The following is a 22,012-nucleotide window of genomic DNA, read 5'->3' as shown; positions in this document are numbered from 1 at the left end:
CGTCATTCTAGGGCGAAGCAAGGAGCGAAGCGACGCGGCGCAGACCCTAGAATCCATGCCGCGACTTCAACGCGCCGCAACGGTACAAATTCTGCTCCGCTGTACCCTTCGACCAATGTCACGGAATGGATCCCAGGGTCTCCTCGACGCCGCTTCGCGGCTGCTCCGCCCTGGGATGACGAAGTGGAGGGTTACGCGCTGCGCCGCTCAACCGGCAGCGCGTCCAGCAATGTCTGCAGCTTGGCGATCGAATTCTGCTCGGCGAGCGGCGTGTAGACGATCAGCTTCATGTCCGAGCCGTCGCCGATCGACAGGCTCATATGCTCGAAGGTCATGGCGCCCGCGCTCGGATGCCGGACATGCTTCACCCCCGACAACCGGTGCGCGACGTCGCGCTGCGGCCACCAGGCGCGAAATTCGGGGCTCGAACGCGTCATCAACTCGATCAGCCGCTCGAAATCCGGATCGCCGACATAACGCGCACTCGCGGCCCGGAACGAGGCCAGCACGGTGCGCGCCAGTTGCTCCCAGTCGACCAGCAGGCGCCGGTGGTGCGGGCTCGTGAACACCATGTGGACGATGTTGCGGGCGTCACCCTCCAGCAAGCCATAGTCGCCGAACACCGCGACGGCAGCCGGGTTCCAGGCCAGCACGTCCCAGCGCCGCCCGACAACATAGGCCGGCTGCAGCACCAGGCTCTGCAGCATGTGCAGCAACGGGCCGTCGACTTTTTCCGGCGCCACGGCACGGCGCTCCGGCTGCTGGCGGTCGGCGAGGATGAACAGATGCTGTTTTTCGGCGGCGTCGAGGCGCAGAGCTTCGGCAAGTGCCGTCAGCACCTCGACCGAGGGCCTGACCTCCCGCCCCTGCTCCAGCCATGTGTACCAGGTGGTGCCGACACCGGCGATCATCGCCACCTCCTCGCGGCGCAAGCCCGGCGTACGCCGCCTGAGACCGGTGGCGATGCCGGTGGCCGAGGGCGTCAGCCTTTCGCGGCGCGAGCGCAGGAAGGCGCCGAGTTCGCGCCGGCGGCTGTCTTCAGCCGAATGTGTGGGGGCAGCGTGGGGTTGGGACTCCATGCGGGTATTATAGCAGTATTGATACCAGGATAAAGTTTGAACTGTTTGGCCCGCGCCAACTGTCCCATCTTCGGTTCAGAGCAACAGAACGGAGGCTCTGAACATGGAACTCAAAGACAAGACGATCCTCATCACCGGCTCTACCGATGGCGTCGGCCGGGTCGTCGCGCAACGGCTCGGCGCCGCGGGCGCCTGTGTGCTGGTGCATGGCCGCGATGCGACGCGCGGCAAGGCTGTTGTCACCGGGATCGAAGCGACCGGCGGCAGGGCGGAGCTTCTGGTCGCCGACCTCTCTTCTCTGACCGAAGTGCGCCGGCTTGCCGAAGCCGTGCGCGCCCGCACGGATCGGCTCGATATCCTCATCAACAATGCCGGCATCGGCACGGCAGGCCAAGGCGCCAAACGTCAGGTCAGCGCCGACGGCTACGAACTGCGCTTCGCGGTCAACTATCTCGCCGGTTTCCTGCTGACATCGGAGCTTTTGCCATTGCTGAAGGAGAGCACGCCGGCGCGCATCGTCAATGTCGCCTCGGCGGGGCAGCAGGCGATCGATTTCAGCGATGTCATGCTGACCCGCTCCTATGACGGCGTGCGTGCCTATTGCCAGAGCAAGCTGGCGCAGATCCTGTTCACCGTCGATTTGGCGGAGCAGCTGAAAGGCACCGGCATCACCGTCAACGCGCTGCATCCGGCGAGTTATATGAACACCACCATGGTCCGGCAAGCAGGCGTGACGCCGTGGAGCTCGGTCGAGACCGGTGCCGAGGCCATCCTCAACCTCGCCGCCTCACCCGCGCTCGACGGGAAAAGCGGCCTCTATTTCGACGGCCTGCGGGAATCCCGCGCCGATACCCAGGCCTATGACGCCAAGGCAAGGCAACGTCTGCGAGCCTTGAGCCTTGATCTCATCGGCCCGGCCTCCCCCACATCGAAGGAAGACCATTCATGACCAAGACAATCGAACACACCGTCATCATCGGCGGCTCGTCCGGCATCGGCCTGGCGACGGCGCGAAAACTGCTTGGCCCGGGCATGAAGGTGACCATCACCGGGCGCAACGAGGACAAACTGAAGAGCGCTTGGAAAAGCCTTGGCGGCGCTGCCGGGAAGGCTGCTTTCGACGCCGCGAAGCCGGATGAGGTCCGCCAGTTCTTCGAGAGCCTCGGTCCTTTCGACCATCTGGTGCTGGCGGCCAGCGGCGGCAAGGGCCTCGGCCCCTTCCCGACGCTTGACCTGAGCGACATCGGCAGCGGCGTCGAGGAAAAGGTCCGCCCGCAGCTGTCCTGCCTGCAGGCCGCCTTGCCGACGCTGAACAAGGCCGGATCGGTCACCTTCATCTCGGCGGTGTCGGCGCAACTCGCGACGCCCGGCGTCGCCGGTATCGCCGCCATCAACGGCATGCTGTTGACTGTGGTGCCGATCCTGGCCCTGGAACTGAAGCCGCTGCGCGTCAATGTCGTGGCGCCGGGCGTCATCGACACGCCCTGGTGGGATTTTCTGGCCGAAGAGCAGAGGCAAACGATCTTTGCCGACTATGCCGGCAAGACCCCGGTCGGCCGCGTCGGTCGGGCCGAAGACGTGGCCGACGCAATCGCCTTCCTCGTCTCCAGCGGCTTCATGACCGGCCAGGTGCTGACCTGCGATGGCGGACTGCGATTTGCGGCATAGGAACAGCGACTATCGGGCTCCGACGGGACCTTAATTGGCCTTCTTTGGAACGCGGTCGTTCTCGTCCGCGGGCCTCTCGCCTGCCGGTTTTGCCGAAACAGGCTTTTCCGGCACATGGGAATAGTCAGATGTATCCGCCCCATACATCTTGTTGTCGATCGCCTCTTGCCAGCTGTAGTCCGCGTCGGACGGTGAAACGTCGGCGATCTCATGGCGGGAGGAGCGAGCGTGAAGCCAGTTCGGGGTGATCTCTCGAACCAATTGTGCAAAGCGTCCCATCGAAACCGTTCCTTTCCTTGTCCTTTCCAGGAGGCGCGATCACGGTTGCGTCGGCTGGACCTAGAGTTGACCTCTCAGCCAGGCCAGCGTCTCGGCAACGCCGGCCAGCCCGTACTGCGCGGTGGTTTGCGCCGGTGGTTTGACCCGTATCGATATGCCGCCGGCATCATTGATCGTTTCGAAGCCGTTTTCGTCCGACGTGTCGTCGCCCAGGAAGACCGGGCGGCGACCTGCGAATGGCGCAATCTCCATGAAACGCCGAATCGCGGCACCCTTGGCCGCCTCCAGCGGCAGCAATTCCACGCCGGCGTTGCCGGCAACCACCCGGTAGCCCTTTGGCAGGCCGGCCAGCGCCTGCTCGACAAGCTGCGTCGCGCGCGGAAGCAGATGCGGGGCGGCGCGCGTGTGGATGGCCAGCACCCGTCCCTTGCGCTCGATATACGCCCCACGACCGAGCTCGGCCTCGATCTCGTCGGCAAGGGCTGCGATATCCGCCGGCTCGTCCGCGATTTCGACGTCGTCGTCCGGCAGGAGCCGATGTTCCAGGCCATAGAGCCCGGCGGCTCGCAGTTTCAAAGGCTGAAACAGATGGTCGACGGCCGCAACGGACCGGCCCGTGATGAACGCCAACGCCCCGTTCAGCTTGCGGTCCAGGCCTTGCAGCAAGGAGCGAAGCTCGTCGCTGACCGAGACTGCGTCCGGGTGCTCGGCATGTTCCAGCAACGTGCCGTCGATGTCGAGGAACAATGCCCACTCGCCGGCCAGAACAGGCTGCGGTTTCTCCATGACGGCCTGCGGCTTTTGCAGGGTCTCGCCAATAATCTTCTGCAGCGTATCGCTCATGACATCGCCATCCGTCTGCGCTCAAAGATGGAGACGACATTGTCGACGCTGGGCGGCGGGTCGCCGGCGGCACCGGTTACCCGATCGAGGTCTCCGCGCTTACGCAAACGCGCCGCATCCAGAAGCATGCTGCCGGCCCAGCGATAGACGTTGTTGTTGCGGATCGTCTCGCGCATGGGTCGCATGCGCTCGCGCTGTTCTTCGGGCGCCATGGTCAATGCCTGCAACAGCGCTCCGCTCATCATGGCGGCATCGTAAGGGTTGACGATCAGCGCCTCCAGCAATTCGCGCGAGGCGCCGGCGAATGTGCTGAGCATCAAAACACCCTGCTCGTCGTCGCGCGCGGCGACGAATTCCTTTGCGACGAGGTTCATGCCGTCATGCAGGCTGGTGACCATGCATATGTCGGCGGCCCGATAGATCTCGTAAACCTGTTCCTGCGAGTGATGTTCGGCCACCATGATCACCGGCCTGTAACCCTCGCTGCCATAACGCCGGTTAAGCTCTTCGGCATAACGGTGGCACTCGTCATGGAGCAGCTTGTAGGCCGGCAGCGTGCCGCGGCTGGGTGCCGCCACCTGCAGGAAGACCAGTTTTCCGATCCATTCAGGCTGTCGCTTGAACAATTCGTTCAAAGCGTGAAACCGATCAAGAATGCCTTTGGTGTAATCGAGGCGCTCGACCCCGACGGCCAGCTTCACATCAGCTTTAAGGCCGAACCTCTCGCGCATGCGAGCGCGGCAATCGTCGACATCGGGAAGTTTCGCCAGCAGGTCCGCCGGCCATTCTATCGAGATGGGATAGGCGTGCACCAATGTGGTCCGTCCGCCGTAGGAGATGGCCGCATCGGCCCGCTCGATGCGGCTTTCCAGGAAGCGATCGACGCTTTCGGTGAAATTGTTGGCGTGGAACTGGGTATGGAAGCCGATGATCGAACTGCCGAGCAGCCCTTCGAGAATGCGTTCACGCCATGGGCAGATGCTGTACACTTCCGAGTTCGGCCAAGGGATATGCCAGAAAGTGATGACGATCGCCTCCGGCAGGCGCTCGCGGATCATGCGCGGCAGCAGCGCGAAATGGTAGTCCTGGACCAGCACGATCGGCCGCTCGTTGCGGGCCTCGGCAACCACCGTATCGGCAAACTTGCGGTTGACGGCTTCATAGGCAGCCCAGTCGGAGGCGCGAAAAATCGGCCGGGTGAAGGCGATATGGCAAAGCGGCCAAAGGCCCTCATTGGCGAAACCGAGATAATAGCCCTGGTGCTCTTCCTCCGTCAGCCAGACTCGGCGCAGCGTGTAGGACGGGTTGCCAGGCGGCACCTGCACACGATCGTGGTTGTCGACGGTGAGGCGGTCCGCCGTTCCGCCGCCATAGGCGATCCAGGTGCCGGCACAGGCGCGGGTAATGGGCTCGAGCGCCGACACCAGTCCGCTGGCCGGGACGAGCAACTCGACGCCGTCGCCCTTCACATTGTGGATGTACGGTTCGCGATTGGACACCACGATGACCTGCGCATCGGGCAGATCGTCGGCCAGGATCTTGCGCAATGTTTCGGGCGACCAGGTCACCAGCGCGGCATCGGCCGATTGGCCATTCTTTTCGAACTCCCGTATCACCTTGCGCGCGGCTTCCGCGGCCACATCTTCGCCGGCCGTATGTGCGACCGCAGGTGGATGACGGCGACGGTGCCGCGATATGGAGAGGAAAACGGCAAAAGCGGAAAAACCGAGGCTCGCGAAGATCAGAACCCAGAGCAGGTCCGCACCGTAGTTTGTCATTGAATGTCAACTCACCCCGGCCGTCGGCGACCGTTTGTTCGTGTTCCCGTTTGAAATGGTCTGCCGACCACGTGGTCAGCGTTCGGACCTGTATTTTTGCAACGCACAAAGCTCGGATCGGTTCCGGCAATTTTGTTCGGATCATGTCCTTACGATGAGCGGCACCAGTCCTTCATGGCGGTCGGCAAGGAAAGCGACGACCCGGTCACCGACGCGCTGGAAGGTGAGATCGACGACCCGGTCGCCGACGCCCAGGTGCCGCAGTGTCAGCGTGTCGATGCCGATCGGCAGTCTCGGGCGGGTGACGCGGATTTCGCCATCCCAGCCGTCGATCTCCAGGCCAAGGCAGGCCTGCATCAGCATGAAGGCGGATCCCGCCGACCACGCTTGCGGCAGGCAAGCGACGGGATAGGCGATGGGTGCTTCGCCCGGCGCGCGTGTAAACCCGCAGAACAGTTCGGGCAGCCGCATGTTGAAATGGACCGCGGATTCGAATGTGCCGCTCATCAGGCGAACCACGCTTTCACGCTCGCCATAATGCGCCAGGCCGGCACCGCATATGGCGGTGTCGTGCGGCCAGATCGAGCCATTGTGGTACGACATCGGGTTAAAGAACACCGCATCGTCGGCAAGCGTCCTCAGCCCCCAGCCGGAATGGAAGGAGGCGGAAAGCAGCTGGTCGGCGACCATCTGGGCCCGCGCCGGCTCAGGCAATCCGACAAAGAGCAGATGCCCGGCATTCGAGGTCCGCACCTTGCAGGGCTCGCCGGCACCGTCGATCGCAAGGGCATAGAAGCCGAGATCGTCAAGCCAGAAATCGCGTTCCACCGCCACCCGCATCGCCTCGGCGCGGTCCTCCCAGTGATCGGCTTTGTCGTCCTCGCCACGGCGGCGGGCAAGCTTGGCCAGCCCGCGGAAGGCGGCAAAGACATAGCCCTGCACTTCGACCAGGGCTATCGGGCCCTTGGGAATGCGGCCATCGGCATGGAAGACCGAATCGAAACTGTCCTTCCATCCCTGGTTTGCGAGGCCGGACTCGGCCGCTCGCTGGTAAGTCACGAATCCGGTCTCCCGGCCCGCCTCCTCCGTCCATTCGGCCGCCGCGCACAGCGAAGGCCACAGGCCGTCGATGAATGCCATGTCACCGGTACGATCGGCGTAGGCGCAAGCAAGATAGATGTAGAGCGGTGTCGTATCGACGCCACCGTAGTAGCGGCCGAAGGGAAGCTCCCGCAGCGCCACCATTTCGCCTTTGCGGGTCTCGTGCATGATCTTGCCCGGCTGCGAATCGCTGAACGGCGATGTCTCGGTCGCCTGATGCTGGGCCAGAAAGGCCAACACGCCCCGCGCCAGCCCGGGATTGAGCCACAGCATCTGCAGCGCCGAGATGACGCCGTCACGACCGAACGCCGTCGAGAACCAGGGGATGCCGGCATAGGGATAGGGGCCGGTCGCCAGTTCGGTGGTCAGCAGCGCGACATCGGCGCGGGCGCGCTCGACCCAATCGTTGAAGACACGGCCCGAGCTGCGCACCGTCGCGCCATGGCGACGTTTGGCCCGCATGCCAAAGCGGGCGCGTGCGGCAGCGGCGCGGAACCGGTCGCGGTCGGGCTTGTCGGCCACCTCGGGACCGACCTCGACATAGAGCACCTTCCTGCTGCGCTTGGTCACGGCGATCAGGAAATCGGCACGGTTGGCTGTCAGTTGGTCCGGCGCCTGCGAGAACGATATCGCAGAGAGGCGGGCCAGGCCATCGAGCCCGTCATAGCGCAGCAGGACCGACGTCGCGTCTGTTTCGGCGGCATGGGCCAGCCCGCGCTTCAGCCGTGTCGAGCCACGCACTTCGAACATGTCGCGGAAATCGGCGGAATAGTGCAGGGAAACGTTGATCGTCGAATGTTCCCGGCTGTAATTGGAAAGCGTGATGCGTTCGAACAGCCTGTCCTGCCAGAGCAGCCTGACGCGTTCGATGTGGATGGCTCCCTGCGGGATGTCGCGTCCGCCGGCGCTCTGTATCGGCAGATTGGTCAAATTGGTGGTGAACAGCACATTGTCCTGGCTGAGCGAGGCGCCGAGCAGCGATGTCTGCCTGCCGCCGACGGTCAGCCGGAACTCGGAAAGAACCCGTGTGTCGTCGCGAAAGAAACCGTCGCCGGCTCCACGTATGTCGCCATAGGCGTCGGCAACCGCGAAGCAATCGCCCTGTTTGAGCGCAAACAGCCGATGCGGCTCGCGAGGTGCGGTGGCGTCGAGCGATGCAAGCGCAACCGCAGGATCGAGCTGGCGCTCATCGAGTTGGGCCATTCGTCAAAGATCCCTGTTGTTTCGTTGCCGTGGCTCGAGCACGTCGCTGCTCAAGACGCCTTCGCCGCGCTCGGGACGCCGATCAGGCCCGCATAGGCGGCCAGATAGTCGCCGGCCATTCTTCGAGCGGAAAAACGCTTTTCAAAAACGGCCCTCACCTTGCGCCTGTCGAGCTGCAGCAAAGCAGGCACCGCGGCGACCGCTCCATCCAGCGTGTCAGCGATGAAACCGGTCACGCCTTGATCGATGATCTCGGGCAGCGCACCGCAATTCCAGGCGATCACCGGCGTACCGCAGGCCATGGCCTCGATGGCGGCGAGCCCGAACGGCTCCGGCCAGTCGATCGGGAACAGCAGGCCGGCCGCCTTGCCGAGAAATTCCGCCTTCTGGTCCTCCTCGATCTCGCCGACATAGACGATGCGATCGCCGTCGATCAACGGTTCGACCACCTCGTGGAAATAGGCGCGGTCGTCGTCGCCGATCTTTGCCGCAAGCTTCAGCTTGAGCCCCGACCGCAAGGCGATCTCGATGGCGCGGTCCGGGCGCTTGTCGCGTGAGAACCGGCCGAGGAAGGCAAGGTAGGGTTCTTCCGCCGTCGTCTCGAAAGTCGGTTCGTAGAGAGTGGTCGGCAGCCCGTGATGGATCGTCGCCAGCCAATTGGCCTTGGCAAGGCCCGCCTTCTGGCTGTGCGAAATGGAAATCAGGGGAAAACGCGGAAACCGTTCATAGGCCGGCGCCAGGTCCACATAATCCAGCCTGCCATGCGGCGTCGTCACCGTGCGGTCGGCGAGATCCTCGAAGAAGGAAAAGTGCAGGAAATGGCTGAGGTGGAAGTGGATGACATCGAACTCCGACGCCCGGTCCCTCACCTGAGCAAGCATCGAAAGATGCGCAGCGATCTCGGATTTGAGCGGACGCGGATCGAGGCGCAGCGCGCGTTCCCGGCTGGCTACCAGCGTCGCGGAAGTCTGGCTGTCGCCACTGGCGAACAGCGTCACCTCATGGCCCAGATCGACCAGCGCTTCGGTTAGATACGAGACGATGCGCTCGGTGCCGCCATAGAGCCTTGGCGGCACCGATTCATAAAGCGGCGCGACATGGGCGATTTTCATATTCCATCCTGGATGCTGGGCATGCAGGTGTGAAATGCGTCAACGCCTCGATTGGTTCCGATTTTATGATCGAGCCGTCGGCACCAGAGGCCGCAGTCGGCATGCAACTGTGCGTCAAACGGATTGCGCGATCAGGGTCAGAAAGCCACCGCTCAGGGCGACATTGCCGACGAAGCCATTGATGCGGGACGCACGATCCGGGCCCTGATGGTCCCAAAAATTGTGGAACATCGGCGTGGCAACGATCAGGAACACCAGCAGCACCGCGGCCGCGAGTGCCGTCCACAATCCTGCGATGACCAGCACGCCGGCGGCGATCTGAAGCACGATGCCGAGCCACAGCGCCAATCTTGCCTGCGGCACGCCGCGCGCAGCCATCATCTGGGTCAGGAAGGCCGCGTTCTGGATGTTGCGCAGGCCGGCGAAGACGAAGGCGCCGCCGAGCAACAGGCGAGCGAGAAACAACAAGGTTGAAGGCAAATCGGCAGGCATCAAACGCTCCCTTGGAAAGTGGAGCGCCGTCTTTCGACGGCGCTCCCAACATAAATGGACAATCAGGCGGCCTTGGCCGCCGGCATCGGGTGAATGGCCTGGAACGGAATGCACAGCCGGTTCCAGGTGTTGATCATGCCGAGCGCAACGGACAGCTTGACCAATTCCTCTTCCGAGAAATGCTCGAGCGTCTTTGCATAGAGCTCGTCCGGCACGCCATTGTTGGCGATCAGGGTGACGGCCTCGGTCCAGGCCAAGGCGGCGCGTTCGCGCTCGGAAAACAGCGGCGATTCCTTCCAGGCTGAAACCAGGTAGAGCCGCTGCTCGGTCTCGCCGTCGCGCCTCGCCTCGCGGCTATGCATCTCGACGCAGTACGAGCAGCCATTGATCTGCGACGCTCTGAGTTTGATCAGGTGCAGCAGGCTCACCTCGAGCCCGCATTCGTCCACCGCCTTGTTGAGCGCCGACACGGCCTTCATGATCTCCGGCGCCTTGGCGAAAAATTGCAGCCTCTGTTTCATCTTCTTGTCCTTTCAAATCTGCCTGGGTTTGGGTCGGCGGGGTTAACTGGATTTCTGCGGCCGCTGGTGGCGCTCGACGAAGGCGCAGCTCGCGGCAAGTGACCTGGGATCGCCTTCTGCCGCATAGGTGGCCACGATATCGGACAGCTTGGTCTCGGCGAGCGCGGCGCGATAGGCGCGCTCGGCCTTCAGCATCGCCGCGTTGATGCCGCAGGGTTTGACATAGGCTGAAGCATCGAGCTTCACCGGACCGCGCTGGCGTATCTCGCCGCAACGGAAGGCCGGCTCGCGGCCCTCGACGGCCAGCACGATGTCGAGCAGCGTGATGCGCTCGGCCGGCCGCGCCAGCCGATAGCCACCGGCAGGCCCGGGCACCGATTCCAGGATGCGCGCGGCGCTCAGCATGTTGAGATGCTTCAGCAGATAGCTAGGCGACAGGCCAAAGGCCTCGGCGAGAGCAGCGCCAGGCATGGTGCTGTTCCCCTCCACACTCGCCAGCGTGGCAGCGCAATGGATGGCTGCCTCAACGCCCTCGCCCAGTTTCATTGGATCGGCTCCTTTATCATGGATATATATTATCGTGGATAATTCTTATCTGCAATAGGAAAATGCAGAGTCGTCCGCTTTCGAAAAAGGAATACGTTGGTGATTGGCGAAATCGGCGATGACAGCGTCTTTCTCCCCGTCACTATACGGGGGGGAAGAGAAGCTGCTGCGCCCTCGGCGCTCTTCTCGTGACGTGTCCCTATTCCGCTGCCACCTTGGCCATCGGGTTGTTCGGGTGCGTCGTCCAGTTGGCATAGACGGGCGATACCGGCCTGCCGGTGCGCTGGTCCATCACGCCGGCTGCCAGCGGCTCCATGGTGATGCAGTTCTCGACCGGGCAGACATTGACGCAGAGATTACAGCCGACGCATTCGGCCTCGATCACCTCGAAGTGCCTGACGCCGTCGACCATGCTGGTGATCGCCTGGTGCGAAGTGTCCTCGCAGGCGATGTGGCAGCGGCCGCATTTGATGCAGGCATCCTGGTCGATACGCGCCTTGGCGACGTAGTTCAGATTGAGATACTGCCAATCGGTCACATTGGGCGTGGCGCGGCCGACGATGTCGTTGAGCGAGGCGTGCCCCTTCTCGTCCATCCAGTTTTCGAGGCCCGCGATCATTTCCTGCACGATTTTGAAGCCATAGGTCATCGCCGCCGTGCACACCTGCACATTGCCGGCGCCGAGCGCCATGAATTCGGCCGCGTCACGCCAGGTGGTGATGCCGCCGATGCCGGAGATCGGCAGGCCGCGGGTTTCTGGATCGCGCGCGATCTCGGCCACCATGTTCATGGCGATCGGCTTCACCGCCGGGCCGCAATAGCCGCCATGCGAGCCCTTGCCGTCGATTGTCGGCTGCGGCGCGAAGCTGTCGAGGTCGACACCGGTGATTGAATTGATGGTGTTGATCAGCGACACCGCATCGGTGCCGCCGGCATGTGCCGCCCGTGCGGGCTTGCGCACATCGGTGATGTTGGGCGTCAGCTTGGTGATGACGGGCATGCGGGTGTTCTGCTTGCACCAGCGCACCACCATTTCGATATATTCCGGCACTTGGCCGACAGCCGCGCCCATGCCGCGCTCCGACATGCCGTGCGGGCAGCCGAAATTCAGCTCGATGCCGTCGGCTTCGGTCTCCTCGACCACCGGCAGGATCGCCTTCCAGGCCTCCTCGACGCAAGGCACCATCAGCGAGACGACGATGGCGCGGTCGGGCCAGTCCTTCTTGACCTGCTTGATCTCGCGCAAATTGACCTGCAGGTCGCGGTCGGTGATCAACTCGATGTTGTTGAGGCCGAGCAGGCGGCGGTCGGCGCCCCAGATCGCGCCATAGCGCGGGCCGTTGACGTTGACCACCGGCGGGCCTTCCTCGCCGAGCGTCTTCCACACCACGCCGCCCCAGCCGGCCTTGAAGGCGCGGATGACGTTGTAGGCCTTGTCGGTCGGCGGCGCCGAGGCAAGCCAGAACGGATTGGGCGACTTGATGCCGACGAAATTGTTTCTGATATCTGCCATGCTCATGCCCTCCCGTTCGAGGTCAGTGCCCGGTTGATGCTCTCCGCAGCGTCGCGCCCCTGCGCGACCGCCGAGACGGTGAGGTCGTCGCCACCGAAGATGCAGTCGCCGCCGGCCCAGACCCTGGCAAGCGACGTACGCCCTTCCGCATCCACCTTGATGCGGCCGGCTTCGAGATCGATCGACGCACCGCTGCCGTTGAGGGCTGCCGGCACAAAACTCTGTCCGATCGCCTTGAACACCTGGTCGGCAACGAGCGTCAGGGTCTCGCCGGTGCCGGCAAGCCTGTCGCCGTTCATGGCGGTGTATTCGAGTTCGATGCCCGACACTTTGCCGCCCTCGGCGATCACCCGCTTCGGCTGCAGCCAGTGGCGGATGGTGACGCCATTGGCGGCGGCCAGATCCTGCTCGAACTCGGACGCATTCATGTGCTCCTGGCCGCGCCGGTAGCAGATCGTCACCTCCTCGGCGCCGAGCAATTTCGACTGCACGGCCGCGTCGATCGCCGTCATGCCGCCACCGATGACGACGACGCGGCGGCCAACCGGCAGGCCGGAAAGGTCGCTGGCCTGGCGCAGTTCGGCAATGAACTCGACCGCGTTGATGACGCCGTCGGCGTCCTCGCCATCGGCACGCAGCGCATTGACGCCGCCAAGGCCCATGCCGAGAAACACCGCATCGTAATTGCGGATCAGATCCGACAGCTGATAGTCGCGGCCGAGGGCCTTGCCGTTCTGGATGTCGATGCCGCCGATCGCGGTCACATAATCGACTTCGGCCTGGGCGAAATCGTCGACACTCTTGTAGGCGGCGATGCCGTATTCGTTGAGGCCACCGGCTTTCGCGCGCGCCTCCAGAATGGTCACGTCATGGCCGTGGCGGGCGAGCCGGTGCGCGGCGGCAAGGCCGGCCGGCCCGGCGCCGACCACGGCGACAGTCTTGCCGGTCGGCTCGGCGCGCGGGTAGAACTGTTTGTTCTCGCTCATGGCGACGTCGGTGGCATAGCGCTGCAGGCGGCCGATCTGCACCGGCTTGCCTTCCGCCACTTCGCGCACGCAGACTTCTTCGCACAGCGTTTCGGTCGGGCAGACGCGGGCGCACATGCCGCCCAATATGTTCTGGTCGAAGATGGTCTTGGCCGAACCGATCGGATTGCCGGTCGAGATCTGGCGGATGAACAGTGGAATGTCGATCGAGGTCGGGCATGCGTTCATGCACGGCGCGTCGTAGCAGAAATAACAGCGATCGGATTCGACCAGCGCCTCGTGGTGATCGAGCGGCGGATGCAGGTCGGAAAAATTATCCGCATACTGGTCGGCCGAGAGCCTGCCGCCCGCAATGCCTTCCCTGAATTGGCCTTCTGGCATCGTCAGTTCCCCATGTTTTCTTTTGAGGAAGGCTAGCACGTTTTATTTTTTTATCAATTGGTCAATTTTCGGCGCAAGTCTCTGAAAAGGCTGGATAATAACATGATTTTTTTACTCATGTTATCGGAGGCCGAGGCTGCTTTCACAGTGCGAGCGAATGGCCGGGTTCAAGCTTACAGCCATGAATGGTCTTGACCTCCTCTGCGACCAGCTGCTGCAGTCGCCACAGATTGCGGTCATGGATGCCGAACGCCTCGAGGTGGCTGACCGTGTTGTAGAGATATTCGGCGCCGGATCCGATATGCCCGCAGGCTCTGGCCAGCACGCTCGCCACTCTGTCCAACGGCTGGTTCAGCGACGTTCCCCTGCCCTTCACGCCGACCCAGAAGCCGAGCGCGCGCAGCGTGCCTTGCGGCGTATGCACCGGCAGCCACCGGACCGTCTCGATGCTTTCGTGGTCGCTGATTTCGCGCCGCAGCAGCCTTTCGACCTGCGCCGGCTTTTCGCCCTCCGGCAAGCGATAGATCACGCCGTTGCAGCGTCCGCCCCGTTCGAGCGCCATCATCAACCCAGGCTGCTCGGCACTGCCCCGCCAACGCACCATGTCGAGGCAGAAAGAGCGGTGCCAGCCAAAGGCCGTGGCGAGCTGTTGCTCGACCGACTCGAATTCCGGCTTCCAGATCAGCGACCCATAAGCGAACACCCATAGCGGCCCCTCATCGGCTTCATTGGACAGCCGCAAGGCAAGGTCTCGAAAGTCCTCGTCGTTCATGTCTGTCCAGCTCGGGTCCGGGCCGGGATCGGCCTCCTCCCGATGGCACAGTGCGACAAGCTCGGGCGTGAGCGACATCAAGCGCATGAACGACAACCCCTCATCACCGCAGAGAAATCGAACGGCAAAAGCGCACCAGCATACGGCTTGCGCGGCCTATCTGAAATCGCAGTAAGCCTTTAATAGTTATCCCAAAGTCGAACGCGACATCGAAAAATTTTCGACAGCCGTCACTTGGGAATGGATTGTATAAATGGGCGAAGCGAAACGGAAGAAGATCGATCTGGCAACGCTACCGTTCCCAGCGCAGCATCCTATGTACACGAGTCAAGGTGGCGTAACGTTCCGCAGCGTTGATGCGGCCAATGCCGAGAAAGCGCGGACTGATTTGATCGAGGTCTACAAACGTGACGTCGCCGCCGATGGGTGGGTGGTGTCACCGAACCCGACACGACTCGTTATCGCAGAGCGTGACGGCAAAACAATCGCTTACGCACTGCTTGAGTACGTCCACACGGCGAGCATCCAAGGTGAACAGCAACACACCTATCCGTTGACGTTGTGCAGTTTGGACGGAATGGGTGGTTACGCTCATCAATGCTTTCTAAAGATTCGAGCACAGGCTGAACAGCAGCGCATCGGTGCGATTATTATTTCGGAAATGATGCACTGCAAAACGAAACTAGTTAGATATTGCTGGGCCAATAAGATCGTAATCAATTTCCGGCACGTGCTCACTTTAAGTAGATCATTTGACCAGATGATGACGGTGTGCGGCGAATCCGGCTCGGTAGTTAGGACCGCGCTAAAGATGGTTTATGACAGATCTAGAGCCGCCAGCAATCCTAACTTAAATCCGAATTGGAAGCGGTCTATGACCGATGAAGACTTGAAAAATGTTATTCTTATAGCCGCTGACGGCAGCGACGCGGCAGTCTATCTCTTGGCAACAGTTGCCGGTGTAGTCAAAGAAATTCCCGGTCCATCCCAAGCTGGTGCTATTTCCGCCATCAATGAACAGGCTCGCTCTTTGCAGACCCTGCGCCACGAAATTTTCACAGCGTTCGGCAATGATTTCGGCGACATTACAACCGAGGCCGCGTCGCTCGACATGCTAGAGCGTGCCGACAGTATACTCGAGTCGCTCACTAACCATCGCTTTCTGAAGAATCCGCAGATACCCGAGTTTCGCAAGATGGCTGCGATGTTCGCAAAGATCCTAGGTAATCCGCAGGTCATGGAGATGCTCTCCAAATTAACGCCAGATGATGTCGCCGCGGCTTTGAGACAAGCACCGGGGACGTAAGGGATAACGGGTGGGCATCGAAACGGATGACGACTTGCTCGTCATACGCCCGCCCAACAGTCGATGTCAGCGCATTGCGCGCCATGCAGGCACCTTCGACATGCTCGCTTGTTGCGGGCGACGCAACCCAGGATCGCTTGTTGCGTTCGACCATTATTGTCCGGGCGGTGTCGGATTTCCGTCGTGAGGATCGTCCTATGATGGACGACGATCACGTATGAAAGGTGAGGAGACCGAAAATGCCAAAAACCCCGATGCCCTTCTTCTGGTACGAATTGATGACGTCAGACCTCGACGCCGCCGAAGCGTTCTACACCCGAGTGGTCGGCTGGACGGCGCAGCCCTTCGACAAGGTGCCCGGCATGCCGCGCTATGTCGTCATGAATGTCGGCGAACGTGGCGTCGGCGGCCTGATGACCTTGCCCGAGGATGCCGCCAAGATGGGCATGCCGCCTGCCTGGCTTGGCTATATCCACACCAGGGATGTCGACGCCGCCACGGCATCGCTGGAGAAAGCCGGCGGCACCGTTCACCGGCAGCCCGACGACATTCCGGGCGTCGGCCGCTTTGCCGTCGTCGCCGATCCGCAAGGCGCGACCTTCATGTTCCTGCAGCCGAACGGTCCCGACCAGCCTGTCGTGCCGGCCGGCACGCCGGGCCACATCGGCTGGCACGAGCTTTATACGAGCGACTGGAAAGCCGCGTTCGATTTCTATTTCGAGCAGTTCGGCTGGATCGACGCCGGCGATTTCGACATGGGTCCGATGGGCACTTACCAGACCTTTACGGCCGGCCCGGAATCCGGCGGCGGCATCATGAACAAGCCGGAGCAGATCCCGGTGCCGGTCTGGCAATTCTACTTCAACGTTGCGGCCATCGACGCAGCGGCCAAACGGGTCACCGACAATGGCGGCAAGATCCTGATGGGGCCGATGGAGGTCCCCGGCGGCAGCTGGATCGTCCAATGCCAGGACCCGCAAGGCGCGCATTTCGCCTTGATGGCGCCGGTCCGCTGACCGCGATCGAACATCGCGGAAACAAAGCGCCGGCCTTCATCGAACCACCGGTGAAGGCCTCTACCCCTGCCTGGCGCCGTCTCATTCCGGCGCCAGCACCGCGACCTTCAGCTCTGCCTTTTTTGCGCCGCTGAACTGGACGGTGGCCGGGCCGGGTGCAAGCTTGAAGCGCACGCTCTTGCGGATGCCAGGGCATGTTTTCACGCCACTATAGCCCGCCGACTTGATGGCCTGGCCATCCTGGATGACATCGATCCAGGCCTCGCCCGAGAGACTGATCTGGATGGCCCCCTCGGACGGCACCTCCACGCTGGCAACGGCGCCAAACGTGTCCGATGCCGGCGCACGTTCGGGCGCTACCGCAAAACCGGCTTTCTCTACCGGCACCAGCGCCAGGTCCGCAGCCGCACCAACCGCCAGCGCCGCCCCGGACGGCGTTGCCGGTGCTGCGGCAAACAGGGTCTGCTCCCGCGTCACCGGCCACTTGAACGCCTCACAGCCGGCGTCCTCGGCTATGGCGAAGCTGGTGCCTGCGAGGATCGCGAACAGACCGATGACGACTTTTTTCATGGCAAAGGCCCCCACACATTCAGGATTGTTGTACACGCATCAATACAACCATAGAGATATCAATGCAACCTTGGCGAGAAAAATTTAATGGCAATTGGGAACATTCCCAATCACCGATTGTTGACGGCAGGCCATGCGAAGTGAATGGTCATTCCTGGGCGATAATCTATGGCCGGGCGGATTGAAAATGGAGTCATTATGAAGCTTTTCGAAAGCCTCTCCAGATACCAGCCGCAGGCGCTCGGCGTGTTGCGCATCATGACCGCGCTGCAGTTCATCGAGCATGGCAGCCAGAAACTGTTCAACTTCCCCGTCAGCGCCGATCCCCACGCCCTTTCCGGGCTGACCATGACCGCCGGCATCCTCGAATTCGCCGGCGGCATCCTGCTGGCGCTCGGCCTGTTCACGCGGCCCGTAGCCTTCCTTCTGGCCGGCGAAATGGCGATCGCCTATTTCATGGCGCACATGCCGCGCGACTTCTTCCCGGTCAACAATGGCGGCGATTCGGCGATCTCTTTCTGCTTCATCTTCCTCTATCTGGTGTTTGCCGGCGCCGGCGCCTTCGCGCTGGACAACCGCCGCAGCGCCTGACGCCCAGAAGAAGGGGCGTGACTAGTGCATGTCGCCCAAAGTGCCCAGCGGTTTTGGGACACGACATGCACAAACAGGAATCTGAAGCGCATCGGCGAAGCCGAAGCGCTTCAGGCACGCATCCGTTCGAAATTGGCGTCGAAAAGCGGCACCGCCTGAATGCGCGCCGCATGACGCTTGCCCAGCAGCTCGATTTCGAAGCCGTCGCTCTCATCTGCGATCTCCTTCGGCACATAGCCGACGGCGACGGATTTCTTCGAATGATGCGCATAGCCGCCCGACGTCACCCAACCGCGCACGGCGCCATCGAACCAGATCGGCTCGTCGCCAATGACATCGGCATCGTCGGCATCGACGATAAAGGCGCGCAGGCGCAATTTGCCGCCCTGCCTGCGCTCGGCCAGCGCCGCGGCCTTGCCGATGAAATCGGCGTCCTTGCCGTAAGCAACAAAGCGGTCGAGCCCCGCTTCCAGCGGCCCGTAGATCGGCCGGTACTCGCGCCCCCATGAGCCGTAATTCTTGTCCAGCCGCAGCGCATTGAGCGCGCGCGAGCCGAAGAGGCCGATGCCGAATTCCTCGCCCGCCGCCATCAGCGCTTGATAGGCGGCGCGCTGGTATTCCGGCGCCACCCAGATTTCGTAGCCGAGATCGCCGGTATAGCTCACACGGCCGACCAGGCACGGCGCCATGCCGATATCCATCCGGCCAATGGCCATGAAGGAAAATGCCGCGTTGGAGACATCCGAGCGCGTGGCCTTTGCCAGCACATCCCGCGCCTTCGGGCCGGCGATCGACAGACCGGTGAGCCTCGCGCCCAGCGCTTCGATGCGGACCGATCCATCGTCAGGCAGGTGCTTCTCGAACCAGCGCATGTGGTATTGCTCGGCGATGCCGGAGCCGGCGAGGAACCAGCCATCCTCCCCCAGATTGGCCAGCGTGAAGTCGCCGATCAGCCTGCCGTCCTGCTTCAGCATCGGCGCCAGCGTCATGCGGCCGGGTTTCGGCAGTTTGCAGGTAAGCATCCGGTCGAGCCAGGCGGCCGCTCCCTCACCCGTCACCTTGTATTTGGCGAAGCTCGAAATCTCGGACAGGCCGACACTGTCACGAACCGTCGCGACCTCCTTGGCGACCTGTGTGAAGTCGCTCGAGCGGCGCCACGAGAACTCGTCCTTGACGCCTTCCGGCGCGTACCACAGCGGCACTTCCAGCCCATAGGCAACGCCCCATTGCGCACCCTTGGCAGACAGCAGATCATAGATCGGCGTCGTCTTCAGCGGCCGCCCGGCGGGCAGCTCCTCATTGGGGAAGCGGATCGAAAAGCGCCTGGAATAATTCTCGCGCACCTTGGCGTTGGTATAGGCCATCGTCGCCCAGTCGCCGTAGCGCGCGACATCCATCGCCCAGATATCGGCGCCGGGATCGCCCTCGATCATCCAGTTCGACAAAGCAAGGCCGACGCCGCCGCCTTGCGAAAAACCGGCCATGACACCGCAGGCGACCCAGAAGCCCGGCAGGCCGCGCACCGGCCCGACCAGCGGGTTGCCGTCAGGGGCGAAAGTGAAGGGGCCGTTGATGATCTGCTTGATGCCGGTGTTCTGGAAGGCGGGGAAATGGCGGAAGCCGACCTCCAGCGACGGCGCGATGCGGTCGATGTCCGGCTCCAGCAATTCATGGCCGAAATTCCATGGCGTCTGGTATTCGGACCACGGCTTGTTGGCCTTCTCATAGGTGCCCATCAGCATGCCGCCGCGCTCCTGGCGCAGGTAAAGCTCGCCGTCGAAATCGACCGCGTGGATGATCTCGGTGCCGGTCTTGGCATTCCAGGCGGCGACCTCAGGCATGTCCTCGGTGATCAGGTACATGTGCTCCATGGCCAGCACAGGCAGTTCGAGACCAACCATGCGGCCGACCTCGCGCGCCCACAGGCCGCCGGCATTGACGACATGCTCGGCCACCACCTCGCCCTTGTTGGTGATGACGCGCCATAGCCCGTCGGGCCGCCGCACGATGTCCTCGACCTTGGTGAAGCGCTCCACTTCCGCCCCAAGTTTCCGCGCGGCCTTGGCATAGGCATGGGTGACGCCTGAGGGATCGAGATGGCCGTCCTCCTTGTTCCTGACCGCGCCGACGAACTGCTTGGGATCGAGCAGCGGCATCAGTTCGGCCGCTTCGTTGGGCGAGATCTCCTCGAGCTCGATGCCGAGATAACGGCCCTTGGCGACGACACCGCGCAGCCAGTCCAGCCGCGCCTCGGTTGCCGCCAAAAGCACGCCACCGGTCAGATGCACGCCGGTCGCCTGGCCGGAAAGCTCCTCGATCTCCTTGTAGAGGTTGATCGTGTATTTCTGCAGCTTGGCGACGTTGGGGTCGCCGTTGATGGTGTGCATGCCGCCGGCCGCGTGCCAGGTCGAGCCGGACGTCAATTCGTCGCGCTCCAGCAGGACAACATCGGTCCAGCCGTGGCGGGCGAGATGGAACAGCACGGAGCACCCGACGACACCGCCGCCAATGATCACGACCTTTGCATGCGATTTCATGAGTTTTGCTCTGTTATCAATGAGTTGGATGGGTGAGTGGATTCAAGCTGGGAGGCATCACGGCTCGCCCTGCCCGATCGCTTCCTTGCGCCTGGCCATGTAAGCCTCCAGCGCCTCGCGCACGGCGATATCCATCACCGGCTCGACATAGTCTTCCAGCGCCTTCTTCCACAGCCGCGTCGCGCGCGCAGTGGCGTCGAGCCCGCCGGCTTCCTGCCACGCCTCGTAATTCTGCCAGTTGGACAGCATCGGCTGATAGAAGGCGGTGGCGTAGCGCTCCAGCGTGTGCGGCTCACCGAAGAAATGGCCGCCGGTCGGCACCGCGCCTAAAGCCTCGACGGCAAGCTCGGCCTCGTTGACCTCGATCGGGCGCAAGAACTCCATCATGTGCTGGATCATCTCGACATCGATGATGAGTTTTTCGAACGACGCCGTCAGCCCGCCCTCCTGCCAGCCGGCGGCGTGGTAGACGAGGTTGCCATGGCCGAGCACCGCACCCCACAGCGCCATCAGCGTCTCATAGGCGCCCTGCGCATCGGCGGCGTTGGAGGCCGAGCCCGGCGTCGTGCGGTAGGGCAGCCCGTAGCGCCGCGCCAGTTGCCCCGAAGCGATGTTGGCCTTGGTGTTCTCAGGCGTGCCGAAGGCCGGCGCGCCCGACTTCATGTCGACATTGGAGGTGAAGGCGCCATACATGACCGGCGCGCCCGGACGGACAAGCTGGGTCAGTACGACGCCGAACAGCGCCTCGGCATTCTGCTGCGCCAGCGCGCCGGCCAGCGTCACCGGGCTCATCGCCCCCATCAGCGTGAACGGCGTCACCGCCACCGACTGGCCGAACTCGGCCATGGTCATCAGGCCCTCGGCCATCATCTCGTCGAAGCGGCGCGGCGAGTTGACCGAGATGATCGTGGTGATGCCGGGATCGTCGCGCATCTGGTCGAGCGTCAGCCCGCGCGAAATCGCCATCATCTCGATGCCGTCAAGCGCCCTGCCCCGGCCGATAGCCGAGACATGGAAACTCTTGTCGGTCAGCGTCAGATTGGTGAAGTAGGTGTCGAGATGGCGGGAGTTTGCCGGCAGCTCCACCGGTGCGCAGACCTGGTTGCCGAGCATGTGGATGCAGTTGAAATGCTGCGCCAACCGGGTCAGATCCGAATAGTCGCGCAAATTGCCGGCACGGCGGCCGCGCTCCATATCGTGCACATTCGGCGGCCCGGCAACCAGCGTGAAATTGATGGTGTTGCCGCCCAGATGAACCGCGTTGGCCGGATTGCGCGGCGTCAACACATAGCTGGACTGCGTGGTCTTCAGCACGTCTTCGATCAGGCCGCGATCGATGCGGACATTCGCCGATGCATGATCGACCCTGGCGCCAGCCTTCTCGAACAGCGACAGCGCCCGCGGGCTCATCACCTCGATGCCGAAATTCTCCAATATGTGCATCGACGCCTGATGGATCTGCTCGATCTGGTCGGGCGACAGCATGGCCATTGGCGGATAGGGATTTGTCACCCGCCTGAGCGGCAGTTGCGGGATGGCCGACGGGCCCCTGTTGCTGGTGCGCTCGGCGCCGCGTTTGCGTCTTGGTTCGTTCATGCCCGGCATCAAAGCCCCGGCAAACCGGGCAAGCTGTCAGAAATTTGCCGTTTGCGGGCGTGATTTTAGCCACGGCGGCATTTCCCCTATGTCTGTTTAGAAAAACCGACGAAGTGCGTCGG

Annotated in this window: 20 protein-coding genes; 5 read left to right on the top strand and 15 right to left on the bottom strand. The window is 62.8% G+C overall.

The window, feature by feature from the left end:
• Positions 1-191 precede the first annotated feature (191 nt).
• On the bottom strand, positions 192-1,079 hold the full coding sequence (locus NP945_RS16580) for a helix-turn-helix transcriptional regulator (RefSeq protein WP_256746953.1): 888 nt from the start codon (positions 1,077-1,079) through the stop codon (positions 192-194).
• 103 nt (positions 1,080-1,182) lie between these two features.
• Between NP945_RS16580 and NP945_RS16575 the strand changes: the two genes are divergently transcribed.
• Positions 1,183-2,028 (top strand): SDR family NAD(P)-dependent oxidoreductase, encoded by an 846-nt coding sequence (locus tag NP945_RS16575; protein WP_256746952.1) that lies wholly within the window; start codon positions 1,183-1,185, stop codon positions 2,026-2,028.
• Entirely contained in the window at positions 2,025-2,747 is a 723-nt protein-coding gene (locus NP945_RS16570; protein ID WP_256746951.1) for an SDR family oxidoreductase, read from the top strand. The genes NP945_RS16575 and NP945_RS16570 overlap by 4 nt, the downstream gene beginning before the upstream one ends.
• 30 nt (positions 2,748-2,777) lie before the next feature.
• On the opposite strand, the gene NP945_RS16565 is transcribed toward NP945_RS16570, so the two are convergent.
• From NP945_RS16565 to NP945_RS16515, 11 genes are all read right to left on the bottom strand, one after another.
• Complete coding sequence (locus NP945_RS16565) at positions 2,778-3,026, bottom strand: hypothetical protein (protein ID WP_256746950.1); 249 nt, start codon at positions 3,024-3,026, stop codon at positions 2,778-2,780.
• Between the two features lie 60 nt (positions 3,027-3,086).
• Entirely contained in the window at positions 3,087-3,812 is a 726-nt protein-coding gene (gene otsB, locus NP945_RS16560; protein ID WP_164749458.1) for a trehalose-phosphatase, read from the bottom strand.
• Positions 3,813-3,865: 53 nt separating this feature from the next.
• Positions 3,866-5,647: a trehalose-6-phosphate synthase gene (locus NP945_RS16555; RefSeq protein ID WP_128309097.1), complete on the bottom strand. Its 1,782-nt coding sequence runs from the start codon at positions 5,645-5,647 to the stop codon at positions 3,866-3,868.
• A gap of 141 nt (positions 5,648-5,788) precedes the next feature.
• Positions 5,789-7,951 carry an amylo-alpha-1,6-glucosidase gene (locus tag NP945_RS16550; protein WP_127269143.1) on the bottom strand — a complete coding sequence of 721 codons (2,163 nt, stop codon included), beginning with the start codon at positions 7,949-7,951 and terminating at the stop codon, positions 5,789-5,791.
• Between the two features lie 50 nt (positions 7,952-8,001).
• Complete coding sequence (locus NP945_RS16545) at positions 8,002-9,063, bottom strand: glycosyltransferase family 4 protein (RefSeq protein ID WP_127272617.1); 1,062 nt, start codon at positions 9,061-9,063, stop codon at positions 8,002-8,004.
• A gap of 114 nt (positions 9,064-9,177) precedes the next feature.
• Positions 9,178-9,555 carry a DoxX family protein gene (locus tag NP945_RS16540; protein WP_127269914.1) on the bottom strand — a complete coding sequence of 126 codons (378 nt, stop codon included), beginning with the start codon at positions 9,553-9,555 and terminating at the stop codon, positions 9,178-9,180.
• Positions 9,556-9,617: 62 nt separating this feature from the next.
• Positions 9,618-10,076, bottom strand: coding sequence for a carboxymuconolactone decarboxylase family protein (locus NP945_RS16535; protein ID WP_127269912.1), 459 nt, complete (start codon positions 10,074-10,076; stop codon positions 9,618-9,620).
• 42 nt (positions 10,077-10,118) lie between these two features.
• Positions 10,119-10,622, bottom strand: a complete 504-nt coding sequence (locus NP945_RS16530) for an Rrf2 family transcriptional regulator (RefSeq protein WP_024501511.1) — start codon at positions 10,620-10,622, stop codon at positions 10,119-10,121.
• A 199-nt stretch (positions 10,623-10,821) separates the two neighbouring features.
• Positions 10,822-12,135 (bottom strand): NAD-dependent dihydropyrimidine dehydrogenase subunit PreA, encoded by a 1,314-nt coding sequence (gene preA / locus NP945_RS16525; protein WP_027035003.1) that lies wholly within the window; start codon positions 12,133-12,135, stop codon positions 10,822-10,824.
• Positions 12,136-12,137: 2 nt separating this feature from the next.
• Entirely contained in the window at positions 12,138-13,502 is a 1,365-nt protein-coding gene (locus tag NP945_RS16520; protein WP_127272618.1) for an NAD(P)-dependent oxidoreductase, read from the bottom strand.
• A 142-nt stretch (positions 13,503-13,644) separates the two neighbouring features.
• Complete coding sequence (locus NP945_RS16515) at positions 13,645-14,361, bottom strand: gamma-glutamylcyclotransferase (protein ID WP_127270190.1); 717 nt, start codon at positions 14,359-14,361, stop codon at positions 13,645-13,647.
• Between the two features lie 166 nt (positions 14,362-14,527).
• Here NP945_RS16515 and NP945_RS16510 point away from each other — a divergent pair, with 166 nt between their 5' ends.
• Positions 14,528-15,580, top strand: coding sequence for a hypothetical protein (locus tag NP945_RS16510; RefSeq protein WP_256746949.1), 1,053 nt, complete (start codon positions 14,528-14,530; stop codon positions 15,578-15,580).
• A gap of 239 nt (positions 15,581-15,819) precedes the next feature.
• Positions 15,820-16,596, top strand: a complete 777-nt coding sequence (locus tag NP945_RS16505) for a VOC family protein (protein WP_256746948.1) — start codon at positions 15,820-15,822, stop codon at positions 16,594-16,596.
• 81 nt (positions 16,597-16,677) lie between these two features.
• On the opposite strand, the gene NP945_RS16500 is transcribed toward NP945_RS16505, so the two are convergent.
• On the bottom strand, positions 16,678-17,166 hold the full coding sequence (locus tag NP945_RS16500) for a hypothetical protein (RefSeq protein WP_256746947.1): 489 nt from the start codon (positions 17,164-17,166) through the stop codon (positions 16,678-16,680).
• Positions 17,167-17,364: 198 nt separating this feature from the next.
• Here NP945_RS16500 and NP945_RS16495 point away from each other — a divergent pair, with 198 nt between their 5' ends.
• On the top strand, positions 17,365-17,757 hold the full coding sequence (locus NP945_RS16495; RefSeq protein ID WP_127270196.1) for a DoxX family protein: 393 nt from the start codon (positions 17,365-17,367) through the stop codon (positions 17,755-17,757).
• 110 nt (positions 17,758-17,867) lie between these two features.
• On the opposite strand, the gene NP945_RS16490 is transcribed toward NP945_RS16495, so the two are convergent.
• Positions 17,868-20,294, bottom strand: a complete 2,427-nt coding sequence (locus NP945_RS16490; RefSeq protein WP_256746946.1) for an FAD-dependent oxidoreductase — start codon at positions 20,292-20,294, stop codon at positions 17,868-17,870.
• Positions 20,295-20,351: 57 nt separating this feature from the next.
• The gene (locus tag NP945_RS16485; RefSeq protein WP_164898724.1) at positions 20,352-21,890 is read right to left on the bottom strand and encodes a trimethylamine methyltransferase family protein; all 1,539 of its coding nucleotides are present in this window, start codon (positions 21,888-21,890) and stop codon (positions 20,352-20,354) included.
• Positions 21,891-22,012: the final 122 nt, after the last annotated feature.

It is taken from the genome of Mesorhizobium sp. LMG17149 (assembly GCF_024518695.1).
In the GTDB taxonomy this organism is placed as follows: Bacteria; Pseudomonadota; Alphaproteobacteria; order Rhizobiales; family Rhizobiaceae; genus Mesorhizobium.
The sequence above is the reverse complement of the archived record's forward strand: the minus strand, read 5'-3'. Positions and strand labels throughout refer to the sequence as shown.